At 71.2% G+C, this 16305-nt stretch carries 17 protein-coding genes and 1 pseudogene; 9 read left to right on the top strand and 9 right to left on the bottom strand.

Features of this window, described 5'->3' with window-relative positions:
• Positions 1 to 37: 37 nt before the first annotated feature.
• From V1460_RS05345 to V1460_RS05330, 4 genes are all read left to right on the top strand, one after another.
• Positions 38 to 550 (top strand): MarR family transcriptional regulator, encoded by a 513-nt coding sequence (locus V1460_RS05345; protein WP_338672449.1) that lies wholly within the window; start codon positions 38 to 40, stop codon positions 548 to 550.
• A gap of 54 nt (positions 551 to 604) precedes the next feature.
• Positions 605 to 1171 carry a sigma factor-like helix-turn-helix DNA-binding protein gene (locus tag V1460_RS05340; protein WP_338672448.1) on the top strand — a complete coding sequence of 189 codons (567 nt, stop codon included), beginning with the start codon at positions 605 to 607 and terminating at the stop codon, positions 1169 to 1171.
• Positions 1168 to 1458 carry a hypothetical protein gene (locus V1460_RS05335; protein ID WP_338672447.1) on the top strand — a complete coding sequence of 97 codons (291 nt, stop codon included), beginning with the start codon at positions 1168 to 1170 and terminating at the stop codon, positions 1456 to 1458. The genes V1460_RS05340 and V1460_RS05335 overlap by 4 nt, the downstream gene beginning before the upstream one ends.
• Before the next feature lie 143 nt (positions 1459 to 1601).
• A complete protein-coding gene (locus tag V1460_RS05330) occupies positions 1602 to 1793 on the top strand; it encodes a DUF1059 domain-containing protein (RefSeq protein WP_338672446.1) in 192 nt (63 codons plus the stop codon).
• Between the two features lie 119 nt (positions 1794 to 1912).
• On the opposite strand, the gene V1460_RS05325 is transcribed toward V1460_RS05330, so the two are convergent.
• Positions 1913 to 3088, bottom strand: coding sequence for a cystathionine gamma-synthase (locus tag V1460_RS05325; RefSeq protein ID WP_338672445.1), 1176 nt, complete (start codon positions 3086 to 3088; stop codon positions 1913 to 1915).
• Between the two features lie 60 nt (positions 3089 to 3148).
• Here V1460_RS05325 and V1460_RS05320 point away from each other — a divergent pair, with 60 nt between their 5' ends.
• The 3 genes from V1460_RS05320 (at position 3149) to V1460_RS05310 (ending at position 6148) form a co-directional block, all read left to right on the top strand.
• Positions 3149 to 4255, top strand: a complete 1107-nt coding sequence (locus V1460_RS05320; RefSeq protein ID WP_338672444.1) for a hypothetical protein — start codon at positions 3149 to 3151, stop codon at positions 4253 to 4255.
• Positions 4256 to 4379: 124 nt separating this feature from the next.
• On the top strand, positions 4380 to 5045 hold the full coding sequence (msrA, locus tag V1460_RS05315; RefSeq protein ID WP_338672443.1) for a peptide-methionine (S)-S-oxide reductase MsrA: 666 nt from the start codon (positions 4380 to 4382) through the stop codon (positions 5043 to 5045).
• Between the two features lie 305 nt (positions 5046 to 5350).
• Positions 5351 to 6148, top strand: a complete 798-nt coding sequence (locus tag V1460_RS05310; protein WP_338672442.1) for an MBL fold metallo-hydrolase — start codon at positions 5351 to 5353, stop codon at positions 6146 to 6148.
• Positions 6149 to 6170: 22 nt separating this feature from the next.
• Here V1460_RS05310 and V1460_RS05305 read toward each other — a convergent pair whose 3' ends face one another.
• Complete coding sequence (locus V1460_RS05305; RefSeq protein ID WP_338672441.1) at positions 6171 to 6548, bottom strand: DUF1330 domain-containing protein; 378 nt, start codon at positions 6546 to 6548, stop codon at positions 6171 to 6173.
• Positions 6549 to 6741: 193 nt separating this feature from the next.
• On the opposite strand from V1460_RS05305, the pseudogene V1460_RS05300 reads away from it, so the two are divergent.
• Positions 6742 to 7134: pseudogene (locus V1460_RS05300) on the top strand (transcriptional regulator); the annotation flags it as partial.
• Positions 7135 to 7241: 107 nt separating this feature from the next.
• Here the strand turns inward: V1460_RS05300 and V1460_RS05295 are convergent.
• Both V1460_RS05295 and V1460_RS05290 read right to left on the bottom strand, forming a co-directional pair.
• Positions 7242 to 8510 (bottom strand): Ig-like domain-containing protein, encoded by a 1269-nt coding sequence (locus tag V1460_RS05295; protein WP_338672440.1) that lies wholly within the window; start codon positions 8508 to 8510, stop codon positions 7242 to 7244.
• 215 nt (positions 8511 to 8725) lie between these two features.
• On the bottom strand, positions 8726 to 9046 hold the full coding sequence (locus V1460_RS05290; RefSeq protein ID WP_338672439.1) for a hypothetical protein: 321 nt from the start codon (positions 9044 to 9046) through the stop codon (positions 8726 to 8728).
• Between the two features lie 119 nt (positions 9047 to 9165).
• Here V1460_RS05290 and V1460_RS05285 point away from each other — a divergent pair, with 119 nt between their 5' ends.
• Complete coding sequence (locus tag V1460_RS05285; protein ID WP_338672437.1) at positions 9166 to 9501, top strand: hypothetical protein; 336 nt, start codon at positions 9166 to 9168, stop codon at positions 9499 to 9501.
• Between the two features lie 160 nt (positions 9502 to 9661).
• On the opposite strand, the gene hutH is transcribed toward V1460_RS05285, so the two are convergent.
• The 5 genes from hutH to V1460_RS05260 form a co-directional block, all read right to left on the bottom strand.
• A complete protein-coding gene (gene hutH, locus V1460_RS05280) occupies positions 9662 to 11221 on the bottom strand; it encodes a histidine ammonia-lyase (protein ID WP_338677906.1) in 1560 nt (519 codons plus the stop codon).
• A gap of 144 nt (positions 11222 to 11365) precedes the next feature.
• Entirely contained in the window at positions 11366 to 12508 is a 1143-nt protein-coding gene (locus tag V1460_RS05275; RefSeq protein WP_338672435.1) for a sensor domain-containing diguanylate cyclase, read from the bottom strand.
• Positions 12509 to 12610: 102 nt separating this feature from the next.
• A complete protein-coding gene (locus tag V1460_RS05270; protein WP_338672433.1) occupies positions 12611 to 13405 on the bottom strand; it encodes an enoyl-CoA hydratase-related protein in 795 nt (264 codons plus the stop codon).
• A 472-nt stretch (positions 13406 to 13877) separates the two neighbouring features.
• The gene (locus tag V1460_RS05265) at positions 13878 to 15242 is read right to left on the bottom strand and encodes an adenylate/guanylate cyclase domain-containing protein (RefSeq protein WP_338672431.1); all 1365 of its coding nucleotides are present in this window, start codon (positions 15240 to 15242) and stop codon (positions 13878 to 13880) included.
• Between the two features lie 141 nt (positions 15243 to 15383).
• Positions 15384 to 16247 (bottom strand): biotin--[acetyl-CoA-carboxylase] ligase, encoded by an 864-nt coding sequence (locus tag V1460_RS05260; protein ID WP_338672430.1) that lies wholly within the window; start codon positions 16245 to 16247, stop codon positions 15384 to 15386.
• Positions 16248 to 16305: the final 58 nt, after the last annotated feature.

Here is a 16305-nt window from a genome sequence, read left to right as displayed (position 1 = left end):
CCAACCGACCGCCGCCGCACGAGAGAGCCCCGCAGCCATGCCCACATCCCAGGACATGACGACTGATCTCGACCCCGGTCTCCTCGATGCCCTCCAGCACCAGGTGGCCGTCTTCGCACGCCGTGCCGAGCAGACCCGGCTCGGCGGTGTGGGCCAGGCCCGCAACTCGATGGACCGCGCCGCGTATCTGCTGCTCAACCGGCTCGACCAGGAAGGCCCGATGGGCGTCAAGGCGCTCGCGGCCGGGATGGGCATCGACTCGTCCACCGTGACCCGGCAGGTCGCGCCGCTGGTCGACACCGGTCTGGTCAAGCGCACCTCGCACCCCGAGGACGGACGTGCGGTGGTGCTGCAGCTGTCGCCGCGCGGCCACGCCAGGCTGGAGGAGGTCCGCTCCTCACGGCGCGAGCTGATGGCCCAGGTGACGGACGGCTGGTCGGAAGAGGAACGGCAGCAGTTCTGCACGCTGCTCACCCGCTTCAACTCGGCTTTGTCGGCTCGGCAGTCGGGCGGTCCTGTCGTGGAGGCAGAGGAACAGCCGACCTCCTGAACGCCGTGCGTCCAAACCCTTGACCAGAGGCGCCGACTGGCCTGATATGAGCACATGCGTCAGCGGCGGCAGAACCCGCTTCCCGCCCCCGCCCCTACGTATCGGCAGGGGCGGGGCCACGCCCACACCCGCGTCACCTACAGCGCGGGGGACTTCGACGTATTCGTCGCCGGTGCGGCCAGGCGGCTGCTGCACGCCGCGACTCTGCTGACCTGTGAGCGGCCCCCGCACAACCCTGAGGCGCAGCGGCTGCTGGTCGCCGCACTGGCCCACACCTACGCGGACTGGGACCGGCTGCGCGGCGAGGATCCCTACGACCGGACCCGCGCCGCGCTCGTCGCCCGCTTCGCCCGCTCGGCGTGGCGCCACCACTGCGACGCCGGCCTCGGCCCGACGGCCCGGCTCAGCCCCCAGGAGCGGCTGGTCGTCGTGCTCCGGATCTACGAGGGGGTGGCCGAGGAGCAGACCGCGGCCCTGCTCGGCATTCCGGCGGAACGGGTACGGGCGATCTGCGCACGCGCGGTCTCGGTGCTCCGCCACCCCGGCTCACGGGCACACGGAGCCCGTTCATGGTGGTGTCCGCGGACACGTCCGCCGCTCCGCGCGGCGCGTACCTCATGAACGCCTCACACGGCCCCTACGTCTCCTACGGCGAGGAGGGCGGCCCCGGACGCAAGGAGGAGGAGGTCAGGCGGTTGCTGGACACCCCGCCCGCACCGGTGCCGGCCGATCTCACGCCCCGCGCGACGCTGCTCGGCACCCGGCTGATGCACCGCCGGCGCGCCCTGCGGCGGGTCGGCTGGGCGCTGCTGCTGTCCGCCGCGGTGGCCTTCGCCGTCTGGGCGGCGCTGGCCGAGCCCTGGAGCGTGCCGCCCGCCGCGACGACCCCGGAGCTCGACGGCTGGTAGGCGTAGGCGCTGGTGGTCCCAGGCCCAGGCCGGAGGCCGGGGGAGACTCCATACACCTGACGCCGCGCTCTGATCCACCGCGGACTACGGGACAGCCCTTAGGCTGGAAGAGGGGCGCAGCACCCTCAGTCCGGGAGGTCGTCATGACCAGGAAAGTCGCCGACTGCCGCAGATTCCCCAGTGAGACGGACTGCAGCCTCACCATCTCCGGTGAGGAGGAAGAAGTCCTCCGGGCCGCCACCGAGCACGCGGCATCGGTCCACGGCCACGAGAACACCCCGGAGTTGCGTGAGCAGATCCGGGGCATGCTGGAGGACGAGAAGGTCAGTGCCTGACGTTCGGTGTCCGGCATTCCCGCGGCGGTAGGACGTCCAGGGGCGCCCTACCGCCGCGCGCCCTGTCACGGGGCGGTAGGCAGCGGTCATGGGACGGTCGGCGCACGGCCCGGGGAGCGTCAGCCCAGTGCCTGCTCAAGGTCCGCGAGCAGGTCGCCCACCGCCTCGATGCCGACCGAAAGCCGCACCAGGTCAGCCGGCACCTCCAGCAGTGAGCCCGCCACCGACGCGTGCGTCATCCGACCCGGGTGCTCGATCAGCGACTCCACACCGCCCAGGGACTCACCCAGCGTGAACAGCTTCGCGCGGTTGCAGACCTCGACGGCCGCCTCCTCGCCCCCGGCGACCTGGAACGACACCATTCCGCCGAAGTCCTTCATCTGCTTCGCGGCGATCTCGTGACCCGGGTGCTCGGCAAGGCCCGGATAGAACACCCGCGTGACCTTGGCGTGCTGGGTCAGCATCTCGGCGATCCGCTTCGCGTTCTCGCTGTGCCGGTCCATCCGGACCGCCAGGGTCTTGATGCCCCGCAGCACGATCCACGAGTCGAACGGTCCGGCCACCGCGCCCATCGCGTTCTGGTGGTAGGCGAGCTCCTCGCCGAGCGCCTCGTCGGCGGTGACCAGCGCGCCGCCGACGACGTCGGAGTGCCCGCCCATGTACTTGGTCAGCGAGTGGACGACCACATCCGCGCCGAGCGCGAGCGGCTGCTGGAGGTACGGGCTGGCGAAGGTGTTGTCCACGACGAGCTTCGCACCCGCGGCGCGGGCGATGCCCGCGATGTGCGCGATGTCGGTGATCCCGAGCAGCGGGTTCGACGGGGTCTCCACCCAGATGAGCTTCGTACGGTCGGTGAATGCATCACGGACCGCCGCCGGGTCGGAGGTGTCGGCGACCGAGAACTCGACCCCCCACCGCTGGACGACCTTGGCGAACAGCCGGAAGGTGCCACCGTAGGCGTCGTTGGGGATGACCACATGGTCACCGGGCACCAGCAGCGTGCGCAGCAGGCAGTCCTCGGCGGCGAGGCCGGAGGCGAAGGCGAGGCCGCGCCGGCCACCCTCCAGCGCCGCGAGGTTCTCCTCCAGCGCGGTGCGGGTCGGGTTGGCGCTGCGGCTGTACTCATATCCGCCGCGGAGTCCGCCGACCCCGTCCTGCTTGTAGGTGGACACCTGGTAGATGGGAGGCACGACCGCACCGGTCAGCGGGTCGGCGGTGTTGCCCGCGTGGATGGCGAGGGTCTCGAACCCGCGCTCGTGGCCGGACTCGGAATCGCTGCTGAAATGGTCACTCATAGCTCACGAGCGTAGTCCCGGTGCGCGGGCTTCCCCACGCGGTCCGGGACAATGGGCGTTATGGAGATTCTCTGGTTCCTGATCGCGATCCTCATGCTGTTCGCGGTCATAGGTCCGTTCCTGCTGCGCCGTCGTGGCGGCATCCGCCAGGTGGCCCCCGGCTCCCCGGACGCCGCGGACCCGGCCGCGTACGGCTTCGTACGGCAGGAGCAGCTGGATCTGAGGCTGCCGGGGCCCGACGAGGACCTCATGGACGTACTGGATGTCGTCCAGCGCACACAGGACTGGCGTGCCGCGTCGCAGCTGCTCGCGGGCACCCCCAAGGAGGGCGAGCTGCGCTGGCAGCGCGTCCAGGCGTTCGCGGGCGCGGCTTCGCTGGAACTCCAGCAGCAGCCGGGCACCGGGGGCGCCTGGCTGCGCTCGTGGCGCTCCGAGTCGCCCAAGGACGCGGGCGGCGCCGCGGTGCACGCCGAGTTCCTGGTGCAGCAGGCCTGGCGGTCTTCCGGCGGCGTGGGCAGCGACGACTTCAGGATCATCCTGGAGGAGGCGCGCACGGTCTGCGGTGCGGCGGCGCTGCTGGCGCCCGGCGACCCCGTGCCGTACATCATCGAGCTGGCCGCCGCCCGTGGCCTCGGCTATCCCCACGAGCAGTTCGACCAGCTGTGGGCGAAGGTGATCGACCGGGCACCCGCGCACATGGGCGCGCATCTCGCGGCGCTGCACTACTGGTGCGAGAAGTGGCACGGCTCCCGCGAGGAGGCCGACCACTTCGCCACGACGGCGGCCGCCCGGGCACCGCGGGGCTCGCTGCTGGCCGCACTGCCGCTGTTCGCGGTGTACGAGCACATCCCCGAGGTCAATCTCGTCTCCGGCTTCTACGAGAGCGCCGTGGTGACCAAGGCCGTGGACGGCGCACTGCACGCGACGCACTCGGCCGACGCCGACGATCCGGTGCTGCCTCAGGTGCGGCACCTGCTGGTGCTCTTCCTGGTGCGCATGGAGCGCTGGGCCGAGGCGATGCAGCAGCTGGTGCACGTGGACGGGCATGTCGGGGCGCTGCCGTGGACGCACGAGGCGGACCCTGCCGGGCTGTACGCGGTGTACCGGGCACTGGCGGTGGCCGGGTACGAGGCGAACGGCGGCAGTCCGGCGACGCTGCCGCACTGACGGCACGTCCGACACCGACGGCACGTCCGACGTGCGATCCGTCGCGGCCGCCCACGCTGCCGAGGAATGCGGCGGGGGGCTCGTGCGTTCCTCGTACGAGCCCCCCTACACCGAGGAGCCCAGCATGTTTCTGTCCCGCCGCGTCCCCGAGCTGCCCACTCCCGAGCAGGCCCTCCGCGGGCGCGCAACCCCCGCCTTCGACGTCCCGTCCCGCCACACGGTCCTGGGCAACCCGCTCATCGGCCCGTACCCGGCGGGGCTGGAGACCGCGGACTTCGGTCTGGGCTGCTTCTGGGGCGCGGAGCGCAAGTTCTGGCAGATCCCGGGCGTCTACACGACACTGGTCGGCTACCAGGGCGGACACACCGAGCACCCCACCTACGAGGAGGTCTGCTCGGGTCTGACCGGCCACACCGAGGCGGTCCGGGTGGTCTTCGACCCGTCCGTCGTGTCGTACGAGCAGCTGCTGAAGGTCTTCTGGGAGTCCCACGACCCGACCCAGGGCTTCCGCCAGGGCAACGACGTGGGTACGCAGTACCGCTCGGCGATCTACACCCACTCCCCCGCGCAGGCAGCCGCAGCCGAGGCGTCCCGCGCCGCCTACCAGCAGGTCCTGACGGGCTCCGGCTACGGCACCATCAGCACGGAGCTGCTCCCCGCGGAGGGCCGCACCTTCTATCCGGCGGAAGGTCACCACCAGCAGTACCTGGACAAGAACCCGGCCGGGTACTGCGGGATCGGCGGCACGGGCGTCTCGTGCCCGATCGGTCTGGCAGAGACGGAAGGCTGACCGCCGGACGGCGGACGCCCTTGCGAGCCCCTTCCCCGAAGGACTTGAGTCCTAGGGCGTGTTGCGAAAGTCCCTCCTGACCCGCGACGCCACGCCCACCGTCCACCTGCTGCTGCGGGCGATCGACGCCATATCGACAAGCTCTTCCAGGACGCGGGGCAGCGGCTCCAAGCCCCCTCTGCCGACACGGGTGACGCCTGTCCGCCGCCGGTGAGCGGAGCAGGTGCCGACCGCGTGCCCGGGTACACGAAGGGCACCGTGGCGCCGCGGGTGCGCGCCCATCGGCAGGGGCAGACGATGGAGGCATGCACATTCACAAGGTGCGGCCGGACATCACCCTGCTGAGCGACAGCCTGGAGGTGCCGGGGATCGGCTACCTCGCGGTCAACGCGTATGTGCTGTTCGCCGCCGAGCCGGTGGTCGTGGACACCGGGCTCGGGCTGCCGGACCGGGACTTCCCGGAGACGCTGGGGAGCGTCATCGATCCGGCGGATGTGCGGTGGATCTGGTTGACGAACCCGGACCGCGACCACACCGGGGGGCTCTACGCGTTGCTGGCGGCGGCCCCCCGGGCGCGGGTGGTGTGTACGTTCGGGACGGCGGGGCTGCTCGGCTGTGAGCGGCCGATCCCGGTGAAGCAGCTGTATCTGCTGAACCCTGGGCAGTCGCTGGCGGTGGGTGACCGCACGCTCGTCGGCTTCCGGCCTCCGCTCTACCACAATCCGACCACGGTCGGGTTCTTCGACGACCACTCCGGCGCCTGCTTCAGCTCCCACTGCTTCGCCGGGCCGCTGCCGACCGCCGAGCTCGCCGAGGCGGGCGATGTGAGCGAGGTCGACCCGGAGGATCTGGAGGCCGCGCAGTTGCTCTGGGCCACCATCGACAGCCCCTGGGTGCAACTGGTCGACCCGGAGCGGTTCGCGGCCGCCTTCCAGCCGATCCGGGACCGGGACCCCCAGCTGGTGCTCTCCTCCCATCTGCCACCCGCCACGGGGGCCACCGGCGAGATGGTCGACGCTCTGTGCGGGGTCGCGGGGGCGGCACCGTGGAACGCGCCGGACCAAGCGGCGATGGAGTTCCTCCTGACCCGGTTCGACCACTGATCGCGCACTCCGGCATGCGGGCTCACGGCGCCTGCCGGGCCTGGGCGGCCCGCAGCGCGCCCGCCCTCGCCGCCGCGTCGTAGCCCGGCGGGACGCCCTCGATCAGCATCGCATCGCCCGCCATGTGCCGGGTCCGCAGCGGGATGAGCTCCTGGTAGGCCGCCGAGTCGTACCAGCGTCGGGCGGCGTCCATCGAGGGGAAGCCGATGAGGACCAGAGCGGACGGCCACTCTCCTTCCCGGGCCTCGCGCTCCGGCGCGCCGTGTACGAGGAACCGCCCGCCGAAGGGGTCGAGGGTGGCCTGGATGCGCTCGAGGTAGCTGAGGACCTCGTCGTGGAGACGGGCCGGGGGCCGGAGGTTCGCGACGGCGTAGGCGTTGTACGCGTTCACAGTGGTCATGGCCCGATCGTGCCGGTGACGCCCCGTGTGGTCGATTACCTCCGGGGTAATCGACCACACGGGGCAGGCCACGACCACGCGGGGCAGTCGTGCCCGCGCTCAGATCGTGGCGGTGTCGATCACGAAGCGGTAGCGGACATCGCTCGCCGGCACTCGGTCGTAGGCCTCGTTGATCTGGTCGGCGCGGCGCCGGCTCGATCCCGGTGCCCGGGATCTGTACCTGGACTGGCAGTGCAAGGCGGTCGAGGTGGTGAGCGTGCTGCGGCTCTGCGCGGGCTGCTATCCGGACGATCCCCAGCTGTCGGCGCTGATCGGCGAGTTGTCGGTCAAGAGCGATGTTTTCCGCACGCCGTGGGCCGCGCACACCGTGCAGGAGAAGGGGCACGGCACCAAGCGGCTGCGCCACCGACTGGTGGGGGACCTGACCCTGGCGTACGAGACCTTGCGGCTGCCCGACGAGGAGGATCTGCATCCGGTGACGTACCAGGCGGAGCCGGAGTCGACTTCGGCCCAGTCGCTCGGGCTGCTGGCGCAGTGGGGCGTGGACGAGGCGTCGTCGGGTTCGGGCCGCCCGGCGACGCACTGAGGCCGCTCACAGCGGCAGGACATCGCGAAACGGCCGATGGCCTCCCGGATCGGTGGATCCGGGAGGCCATCGGTTGTCGGTGGCGGGAGCGGAGCGAGCGGAGCGGCTCAGACCGCGGAGCCCGCCTTCCAGTCGGCCCAGCCCATGTTCCAGCCGTTGAGGCCGTTGTCCGGCTTGATCGTCTTGTCCTTGGAGTTCTTCACGACCACGACATCACCGATGATCGAGTTGTTGAAGAACCACGCGCCGGCCTGGTTCGGGTCGCCCGCGCCCTTGACGTCGTTCAGGCCGATGCAGCCGTGGCTGGTGTTGACGTTGCCGAAGACACTGTCGTCGCCCCAGTAGTTTCCGTGCACGAAGGTGCCGGACGCAGACAGCCGCATGGCGTGCGGGACGTCCTTGATGTCGTACTCGCCCTTGCCGTCGTCGTCCGTGAACCCGACGGTGGCACCGTTCATCCGGGTCTCCTTGAACTTCTCGGAGATCACCATCTGACCGTTGTAAGTGGGGTTGTCGGGTGAACCGGCGGAGATCGGGATCGTCTTGACCGTCTTGCCGTCCCGGGTGACCGTCATGGTCTTCGTGGCGGCGTCGACGGTGGTGACCTGGTTGCGGCCGATCTTGAAGGTGACCGTCTTCTCCTGTACGCCGTACACGCCCTCGGCGCCCTCGACGCCGTCGAGGTTCAGCTTCAGGGTGACGGTGGAGCCGGCCTGCCAGTACTGGTCGGGTCGGAAGTCGAGCCGCTGGGAGTTGAACCAGTGGCCGACGACCTCCTGACCGCTGCTGGAGCTGACGGTGATGCCGGACTGGACGACCTTGCGGTCCGTGATCGGCTTGTTGAAATTGATCGAGACCGGCATGCCGACACCGACGGTGGAGCCGTCCTCGGGCGTGAACTCGCCGATGAAGCTGTCGTCGGGCGAGACCGTGGTGAAGGAGGCGTTCTCGTGCGCCTCACGGCCCTCGGAGTCCTTGGCCGTGGCCGCGATCTTGTAGGTGGTGGCGCGCTCCAGCTGCCCGTCGGGCTGCCAGCTCTTGCCGTCGGAGGCAAGGGAGCCCTCGACGGTCTTGCCGTCCTTGGTGGTCATGGTGACGGAGGTGAGCGTCCCGTCACTGACGGTGACCTTGGTGTTCTTGTTGATGCTGGCGTCGGTCGCGCCGTTCTTCGGCGAGATGGCTATTCGGGCATCCGACGAGTCCTTCGCCGCCGCCGCGTCGACCTGGTCCTGACCCTGTGAGTTCTTCGAGCCGTCGGCGGCAGCCTTGTCCGCGCTGCTACTGCAGCCGCTGAGCACCAGGACACTGCCGAGCACCACGGACGCTGCCGCGAGGGCCCTGCGCCGCTTGCTGTCCGTCATCACACGCTTCTCCATAGTCGCCGATTCCCTGCCAACGCAATCAAGAAGACCCAAAAGGGGCCGCCCGGTTCCACATCTGAAGAAAGATGTGGGCAACACCACTCACCGACGCGGTTCGTGCCCGCGCCGGTTGCGGCGGGCCGTTGCGGTTTTGCAACGGCCCCCTCCCGGGGGCCGCCGGGCCCACCGGGAGGGGGCCCGGCTTCACGCCTGCCCCACACCGACGCGGGTCACGCGTGCTCATCTTCCTCGTCGCCGTCCCACTCCTGCGCATCGGGGTCGTGATCGACCTGCTCGCAGCTCCACGACGCCTGCGCGAGATCGACCCCCGGCACGTCACTGACGAGGTCGAAGGGGTCCACGAGATAGGCGAGCGCCTCCGCGGAATCCTCTCGCACCGCAGAACGGGCGTGGGTGCGCTCGTCCTCCTGCATGGACTCGTCGGATTCGACCCGCTCAAGGGCGGCGTCGGCGAGGGCTTCCGCTTCCCCGACCTCAAGTACCAATTCGACATGCAAGCGCACATAGCGTGAAGACTCAGAAGTGGTCATACGCGGGAGCGTACGACCCGACGCGGTCGGCACTTTCCCACGACCCGCTGCATTCATTAGCATCGCGGCAGCACCAACGAACGCGGTCAAGTCACCGCTGTCGCAAGGGGAACCCTCACGTGTCCGTCGCTCGCCGCCCGCTGCTCACCGCCACCGCGGCCGGGACCCTGCTCTGTGCGCTGTGGTTCGTCCCCTCGGCGAACGCGACGGCGGAAGCCGAGAGTCGGCAGTCGGCCGGGGCAGCAGCCACACCGCGGTCCGGAGCCTCCGCTTCCGGGCCGGGAGCGGAGTCTGTGGGCACGGTGGCGCAGGGCGAGGCCGACGGCTCGCCGCTGCGGCTCGCCGACACGGGCGCGGTGGACACCACCCCGTACCTCATCGCCGGTACCGCCTTCGTCTGCGTCGGCGCGGGGTTCGTGTCCTTCGCGATGCGGCGTGGTGCGCGCTCCATCTGACGCGCTCCGCGGCCGGGGGCGAAGGCCGCTGCTCCATAGGGGTCGCAGGAACCGCAGCGGGCCGCATACGGCGCAGGTGCCCGGGTGCCGTCCGATCGTCGGACGGCACCCGGGCACCTGGGCGTGATGAGGGACGGCGGTGCCGCCGGCCGCGGCCGGATCAGGCCAGCAGGCCCGTCACCGGCTCGACCGCCGCCACCAGCGCCCCGTCCCTCACGAACGCCTCGGTGGCGGCGAGTTCGGGTGCGAGGAAGCGGTCGGGGCCAGGGCCTTCCACGCCGGCGCCGCGCAGGGCGGTGATCGCCGCGCGGGAGGCGGGGGCGGGGCGCAGGCTGCGGCGCAGCTCGATCGCGCGGGTCGCGGCGTAGAGCTCTATGGCGATGATCCTGGTGAGGTTGTCGATGGCGGTGCGCAGCTTGCGGGCGGCGGACCAGCCCATCGAGACATGGTCCTCCTGCATGGCGGAGGACGGGATGGAGTCGGCGGACGCCGGTACGGCGAGCCGCTTCATCTCGCTGACCAGGGCGGCCTGGGTGTATTGGGCGATCATCAGTCCGGAGTCGACACCGGCGTCATCGGCGAGGAAGGGCGGCAGGCCGTGCGAGCGGTTCTTGTCCAGGAGACGGTCGGTGCGGCGTTCGGCGATGGAGCCGAGGTCGGCTGCCGCGATGGCGAGGAAGTCGAGTACATACGCGACGGGCGCGCCGTGGAAGTTGCCGTTGGACTCGACCCGGCCCTCACCCGTCCCGGTGGCGTCCACCAGTACCACCGGGTTGTCGACAGCGGCGGCGAGTTCACGCTCGGCGACGAGCAGGGCGTGGGCGAGGGTGTCCCGGCCGGCTCCGGCGACCTGGGGCGCGCAGCGTACCGAGTAGGCGTCCTGGACGCGGGGGGCTTCTTCCTCCTGGAAGTGGCCGGTGAGCTCGGAACCCTCCAGCACGGCCCGCATGTTGGCGGCGGCTGCCGCCTGCCCGGGGTGGGGCCGGATGGCGTGAAGCTCGGGGGCGAGGACCTTCGCGGTGCCGAGCAGGGCTTCGAGGCTGAGGGCCGCGGTGATGTCGGCGGAGGTGTAGAGCCGCTTCAGGTCGGCGATGGCCATGACCAGCATGCCGAGCATCCCGTCGGTGCCGTTGAGGAGCGCCAGGCCCTCCTTCTCGTGCAGCTCGACGGGCTTGATGCCGTGCACGGCGAGCAGTTCGCGCGCGGGGCGTACGGTGCCGTCGGGACCCTCCGCGTCACCCTCGCCCATCAGGGCCAGCGCACAGTGCGACAGTGGGGCGAGGTCGCCGGAGCAGCCGAGGGAGCCGTACTCGTGGACGACGGGAGTGATCCCGGCGTTCAGCACGTCGGCCATGGTCTGGGCGACCTCGGGACGCACGCCGGTCCGGCCTGAGGCCACGGTCTTCAGCCGCAGGAACATCAGGGCCCGTACGACCTCGCGTTCGACGCTCGGGCCCATGCCGGCAGCGTGCGAGCGCACGATGTTGCGCTGGAGCTGGGTGCGCAGGTCATGGCCGATGTGGCGGGTGGCGAGGGCGCCGAAGCCGGTGGACACCCCGTAGACGGGCTCGGGCCTCGCGGCCAGCGCGTCGACGACCTGGCGGGCGGCGGCGAGCGCGGTGCGCGCGTCGTCGGTGAGCTCGACGCGCGCGTTTCCGCGGGCGACGGCGATGACATCCTCGACGGTGGTCCCGGACGTCCCCACCGCGACAGTGTGCATATCCATATTCAGCACCCTACGGACTGAATCTGTCTCTGTCACCACCCGTTCCGAAGGGAGGCTCCGCGGCCTTCCTCGCGGTCCTCGGCGCCGTTCTCATCGCCGTTCCGGTCGCGGCCCGCGCCGCCGTTCTCGTCGCGGTCCTCACTGGGGCGCGTCACGGAAGCGGCGCCGGTCCTGCGGGCCGGCCGGAGGCGTATCGGCGAGCGGCAGCACGGTGTCATCACGCCCCGCCACCACCGGACCGCGCGCGCGAGCCGCCTTCGCCCGGTACTGGGCCGCGTCCGCGAGACGGAAGAGCCGGCGGGCCGAGCGCACCGGGCCGATCGGGTCTCCGGTCGACGCGACCCCGCAGGCCACCCCCTCCCCCAGCTTCAGGTCTCCCGCACGCTCGCAGAGCTCCTCGGCCACGCGCACCACGTCGTCCGCCGGATGGCCCATCGTCAGCAGACAGAACTCATCGCCGCCCAGCCGCGCGGCCAGCGCACCCGGCAGCATCGCGCCGCACAGCGAGAGCACCGAGCCGAAGCGTTCGAGCAGCCGGTCCCCCGTGGCGTGGCCGAGCGTGTCGTTGACCCGCTTGAGGCCGTTCAGATCGCAGACGACCAGCGAGACCACGGACCGGTCGACCCGGTACTGCTCGATCGCCGCGTCCAGACGTACGTCCACGGCACGCCTGTTCGCCAGACCGGTCAGGGGGTCGGTGAAGGCGAGCCGGCGCACTTCTTCGAGACGCTCCTGCTGGGCGATCCCAGCGGCGATCACAGAGGCCAGTACGGTCGCGAAGTCGGCGTCGTCCCGGTCGAAGACCGGTCGCTCTACTGCCCTCGCCACATACAACTCGCCCCAGGCGCGCCCGTGCAGCACGATCGGCGCGACCACACAGCAGCCTCGACCGCGCCGGCGGAGCGCGTCGACCCGGTGGTGGCTGTAGCCATGTCCCCCCGGGGCGTCGACCCCGGCCCCCTCCGCCGTCTCGACCCAGGCTCGCGGCGCCCCGCCGCCGGCCCACTGCTCGTGCAGGAACTCGGTGATCTCCGGGAAGCGGTGTACGGGGTAGGTCTCGCCCTCCGGGAACTCGTCCTCGTCCGGTGCCCGGTCCCCCGCGTTGACGAGCACTCTCAGCCGACCCCGGTCACGCTCCCAGACCGACAGAGCGGCGAAGCGCCCGTCCAGCGCCTCGCACGCACCGATGGCCGCCGCCCGCCACGACTCGCGCGGAGTGTGCGCGGCGGCCATCGATTGTGCGAGCGCCACCACGGCTCGCAGCCGCACATCCTCACCCATCACCCCAGCTTAGGGTCCTTCGGACATCAGGGATGATTTCACCCTCCGGGGTGCTCCCAGGTCCGGGGCACTCCCGGATCTGCTCTCACCCCCGGGTCCGGGTCACTCTCCGGGCCACTGCGGCTTGCGCTTCTCGTTGAACGCGGCCACGCCTTCCGCGCGATCCCCGGAGAACGCCACCGAGCGCCACGCCGCGTCCTCGACCTCAAGTCCCGCGCGCAGGTCGAGACCGTGCCCGAGGCGCATCGCACGCTTGGCCGCGCGCAGGCCGACCGGAGAGTTCACAGCGATCCGCGCGGCGAGTTCCAGCGCCGCCCCGCGAGCATCGTCGGCAAGCTCGTCCACGAGACCCAACTCCCGCGCCTCGGCCGCCTCCACACGCCGCGCGGTGAACACCAACTCCGCGGCACGTGCCGTGCCGACCCGGCGCGGCAGCAGCTGCGTACCGCCACCGCCCGGGATCACGCCGACCGACACCTCGGGCAGCCCGACGACGGCGGTCCGATCGGCCACGATGACGTCGCAGGAGAGCGCCAGCTCGAAGCCGCCGCCCAGGGCGAAGCCGTGCACGGCCGCGACGGTCGGCATCGGCAGCTCCAGGACCCCGGTGTAGGCGGCACGGGCGGTGGGCCGCTGCCGCACGAGCTCGGCGTCGGTGAAGGAATTGCGCTCCTTGAGGTCGGCACCGACGCAGAAGGCCCGATCGTTCGACGAGGTCAGCACGGTCACCCGTACCGACGAGTCCGCCGCGAGCGCGTCGCAGGCTTCTCCGATCGAGCGCGCCATGCCGGTGGAGACGGCGTTCATCGCCTTGGGCCGGTCGAGCACCAGCTCCGCGACATGGCCGCCCTCATGGCGGCGTACGACGACGAACTCCCCGAAGCGCTGCTCGGACATGATCAAGGCCTCCCGGCTGACGACGATGTTAACGATGGTTCACCGGGAGGTGATATTAGAGCCTTTCGCTTGAATCAGGCCGGGCCAGGGAGCGAGGTCTCGTGCACGGGGTCTCCGCAAGTTGTCAGGTGGCCCGGGGGCCGAGGCATGGGGCCCCGGGGGGCGAGGCATGGGGTCTCCCCAGGCCCCCCGGGGGCCGAGGCATGGGGTCTCCCCAGGCCCCCCAGGGGCCGAGGCATGGGGTCTCCCCAGGCCCCCTGGGGGCCGAGGGGAAGGATCGCAAGGCGGGGGAGGGAGTCCGGGGTCCCCCGCGTCAGCATGGGTGAGCCATGCCGCCCGGCGACGGGGGCACCTCCCGGGCCCGCAGGGCCAAGGGGAGCGGTATCGGGGTCTCCCCGGCGGAGCCAGGGGGAGCGGTGGCAAGGGGAACGGTGCCAAGGCACGCGAGCCGGCAAGATCCAAACGAAAGACTCTAGGTGCCCCGCCTCGTCAGCAGCCAGGGTTCGACCACTCCGAGTCCACGCACCGGGCGCTGCCACATGGGCTGCATGGCGAAGCGGTACTTGGACGGCGGCACGGGCCCATCGCCCCGCGAGCCATCCGCGGCGTCCGCTGCCCCGTTCCTGCCTTCCTTCTCGGCCATGGCCGCCTCCTCCGCGGCCTTGGCCTCGGAGACCGGCGCGTCGCCGGTTCGGGCCAGCTCCTCCGCGAACGCTCCATCCACCAGGACGGCGTCCCTCGGGGCTATCGAGGTGAGCCTGCTGGCCAGGTTCACCGTCGTGCCGAACACATCGCCCATCCGCGTGGTGACCGTCCCGAAGGCGATTCCGACCCGCAGTGCGGGCATCGTCTCGTCGTTGGCCATCGTCTCCACCAGCCGCATGGCGATCTCCGCCGCGGTGCCCGCGTCATCCGCGGCGTAGAGCACCTCGTCGCCGAGGGTCTTGATCAACCGTCCGCCGTGCGCGGCCACCAGATCGGCACAGGTGGTCTCGAACGACTCCACCAGCTCGCCGAGCTCCTCCTCCTCGAGGCGCCGGGTCAGCCGGGTGAAGCCCACCAGGTCCGCGAAGCCGACCGCGAGCCTGCGGTCCACCATTTCCTCGTCGTCGGCCGCCTGGACGACCCGGCCGGTGGCCGCGGCGAGCTGGCGCCGCCACACATAGACGAGGAACTCCTCAAGCTCCGGAAGCAGCAGCTCGACCAGGGGGTATGTGACCTCGGTGCGGGTCATGCCCGGCTCCGGGGGCTCGGTCAGGCCCTCCAGGAACGAGTCGATCTGCCATTCGGCGAGCCGTGCCGTGGTCTGCCCGGTCGACCGGGCCACCTGCACCGCCATCGGCTCGCTCAGCAGGCCGGCCTCGACCAGGCCGGCCAGTCGCCGCAGAGCGAGCACATCGGCCTCGGTGAGGGCCTTGGCCTGGCCGATGTCGGCGAAACCCATGGCACGCCAGAAGCGGGAGGCGAGGTCCATGGACACGCCCGCGGTCCTGGCGGCCTGGAAGGGCGTGTAGCGGCGGTCGGCGCCGAGGATCAGCTGTTCGAGCCGGATGGCGAGCGGATCCTTGGTGGGCTCGGCCGTGTGGTCGACCTCGTGGTGGGGGGTCGGGTAGACCGAGTCGGACGCCTGCTGCTTGCGCCCGCCGGTACCGCTGCCACTCCCGCCGGAGTCGCCGGACGACCCCCCTGAGGCCCCTGCGGCGCCGGAACCGGCCGCGCCACCGGGACCGGTGGCGCCCGTGGCACCGCTGGGTCCACCAGAACCAGCCGGTCCCGATCCACCGGAAGGCCCGGAAGCGCCCGCGCCGGAACCGGAAGTCGTGTCGTCGACGGTCACCGGCCGCCTCCTGCCCGTTCCCTGCGCACTGCCCTGCCGATCTGTCATGCCGTGCCGGGTCCGCGCACATCGCGAACCCACCGGCGCGCCTCAACGATACGGCAGGTGTGCCCTAGCTCACGTCCGGGTCGCGCACCTCGTTCAGCCGCCCGGACGCAGATGCACGATGTCACCCGCCCCGATGGGGTGGTCCTCACCGTCCGGAGTGGTCACGACCAGGCGTCCGTCCCCGTCTATGGCGACGGCCTCGCCGATCAGAGTGCGGTCCCCGGGCAGTTCGACCCGGACCCGCAGGCCGAGGGTCGAACAGCCGGCCGCGTATGTCTCCTGGAGTCGGGACAGGTGCGGGTCGCCGTTGGACGCCCGCCACTTCCCGTACCAGTCCTCCAGGGAACGCAGCAGTGCCCGCAGCAAGGGGTCGCGGTCGGTCGAGATCGCGTCTGCGAGTGCGAGCGAACCCGCCCCTGGTACCGGCAGCTCTTCCTCACGCAGGGTGACGTTGATGCCGATACCGATCACGACGCCGTCGTTGCCGACGCGCTCGGCGAGGATCCCGCCCGTCTTGCGCTCCTCGCCGCCGACCCGCACCAGCAGATCGTTCGGCCATTTGAGGGCGAAGTCCGCGCCCGCGGCCCTGGCGAGGCCCGTCGCGACGGCGACGCCCGTGAGCAGCGGCAGCCACCCCCAGCGAGCGACGGGCACGTCCGGTTTGAGCAGTACGGAGAGGAAGAGTCCGGAGCGCGCGGGCGCCGTCCAGCTCCGGTCGAGACGGCCGCGGCCCGCGGTCTGCTCCTCTGCGACGAGCACCGCGCCTTCCGCCAGCCCGGCCGCCCGTGCGGCCAGATCGGAATTGGTGGATCCGGTGGAGTCGACGACATCGAGGGAGGTCCACAGCCCACCGGGGCGCAGCAGGGCACGGCGCAGCGCCGCCTCGTTGAGCGGGGGCCGGTCGAGATTCGACCAACGGCCTTCGGATGCGGCGGGAGGGGGAGGGGGAGGGGTCATGGGGCACAGCTTGGCCCGTTCGAGGCCGGGAAGGCCAATGCGAGCCGGTGCGAGCCCC

Origin of the sequence: Streptomyces sp. SCSIO 30461, assembly GCF_037023745.1 — a bacterium.
In the GTDB taxonomy this organism is placed as follows: Bacteria; Actinomycetota; Actinomycetes; order Streptomycetales; family Streptomycetaceae; genus Streptomyces.
This window is presented reverse-complemented; position numbering and strand designations above follow the sequence as displayed.

Excerpts from the sequence above, each read along its gene's own strand:
- V1460_RS05325 (WP_338672445.1), bottom strand. The coding sequence starts at position 3,088 with ATGAGTGACCATTTCAGCAGCGATTCCGAGTCCGGCCACGAGCGCGGG.
- V1460_RS05290 (WP_338672439.1), bottom strand. The coding sequence starts at position 9,046 with ATGACCACTTCTGAGTCTTCACGCTATGTGCGCTTGCATGTCGAATTG.
- msrA (WP_338672443.1), top strand. The coding sequence starts at position 4,380 with ATGTTTCTGTCCCGCCGCGTCCCCGAGCTGCCCACTCCCGAGCAGGCC.
- V1460_RS05335 (WP_338672447.1), top strand. The coding sequence starts at position 1,168 with ATGAACGCCTCACACGGCCCCTACGTCTCCTACGGCGAGGAGGGCGGC.
- V1460_RS05305 (WP_338672441.1), bottom strand. The coding sequence starts at position 6,548 with ATGACCACTGTGAACGCGTACAACGCCTACGCCGTCGCGAACCTCCGG.
- V1460_RS05260 (WP_338672430.1), bottom strand. The coding sequence starts at position 16,247 with ATGACCCCTCCCCCTCCCCCTCCCGCCGCATCCGAAGGCCGTTGGTCG.
- V1460_RS05275 (WP_338672435.1), bottom strand. The coding sequence starts at position 12,508 with ATGGGTGAGGATGTGCGGCTGCGAGCCGTGGTGGCGCTCGCACAATCG.
- V1460_RS05345 (WP_338672449.1), top strand. The coding sequence starts at position 38 with ATGCCCACATCCCAGGACATGACGACTGATCTCGACCCCGGTCTCCTC.
- V1460_RS05320 (WP_338672444.1), top strand. The coding sequence starts at position 3,149 with ATGGAGATTCTCTGGTTCCTGATCGCGATCCTCATGCTGTTCGCGGTC.
- V1460_RS05310 (WP_338672442.1), top strand. The coding sequence starts at position 5,351 with ATGCACATTCACAAGGTGCGGCCGGACATCACCCTGCTGAGCGACAGC.
- V1460_RS05270 (WP_338672433.1), bottom strand. The coding sequence starts at position 13,405 with ATGTCCGAGCAGCGCTTCGGGGAGTTCGTCGTCGTACGCCGCCATGAG.
- V1460_RS05340 (WP_338672448.1), top strand. The coding sequence starts at position 605 with ATGCGTCAGCGGCGGCAGAACCCGCTTCCCGCCCCCGCCCCTACGTAT.
- V1460_RS05295 (WP_338672440.1), bottom strand. The coding sequence starts at position 8,510 with ATGGAGAAGCGTGTGATGACGGACAGCAAGCGGCGCAGGGCCCTCGCG.
- hutH (WP_338677906.1), bottom strand. The coding sequence starts at position 11,221 with ATGCACACTGTCGCGGTGGGGACGTCCGGGACCACCGTCGAGGATGTC.
- V1460_RS05330 (WP_338672446.1), top strand. The coding sequence starts at position 1,602 with ATGACCAGGAAAGTCGCCGACTGCCGCAGATTCCCCAGTGAGACGGAC.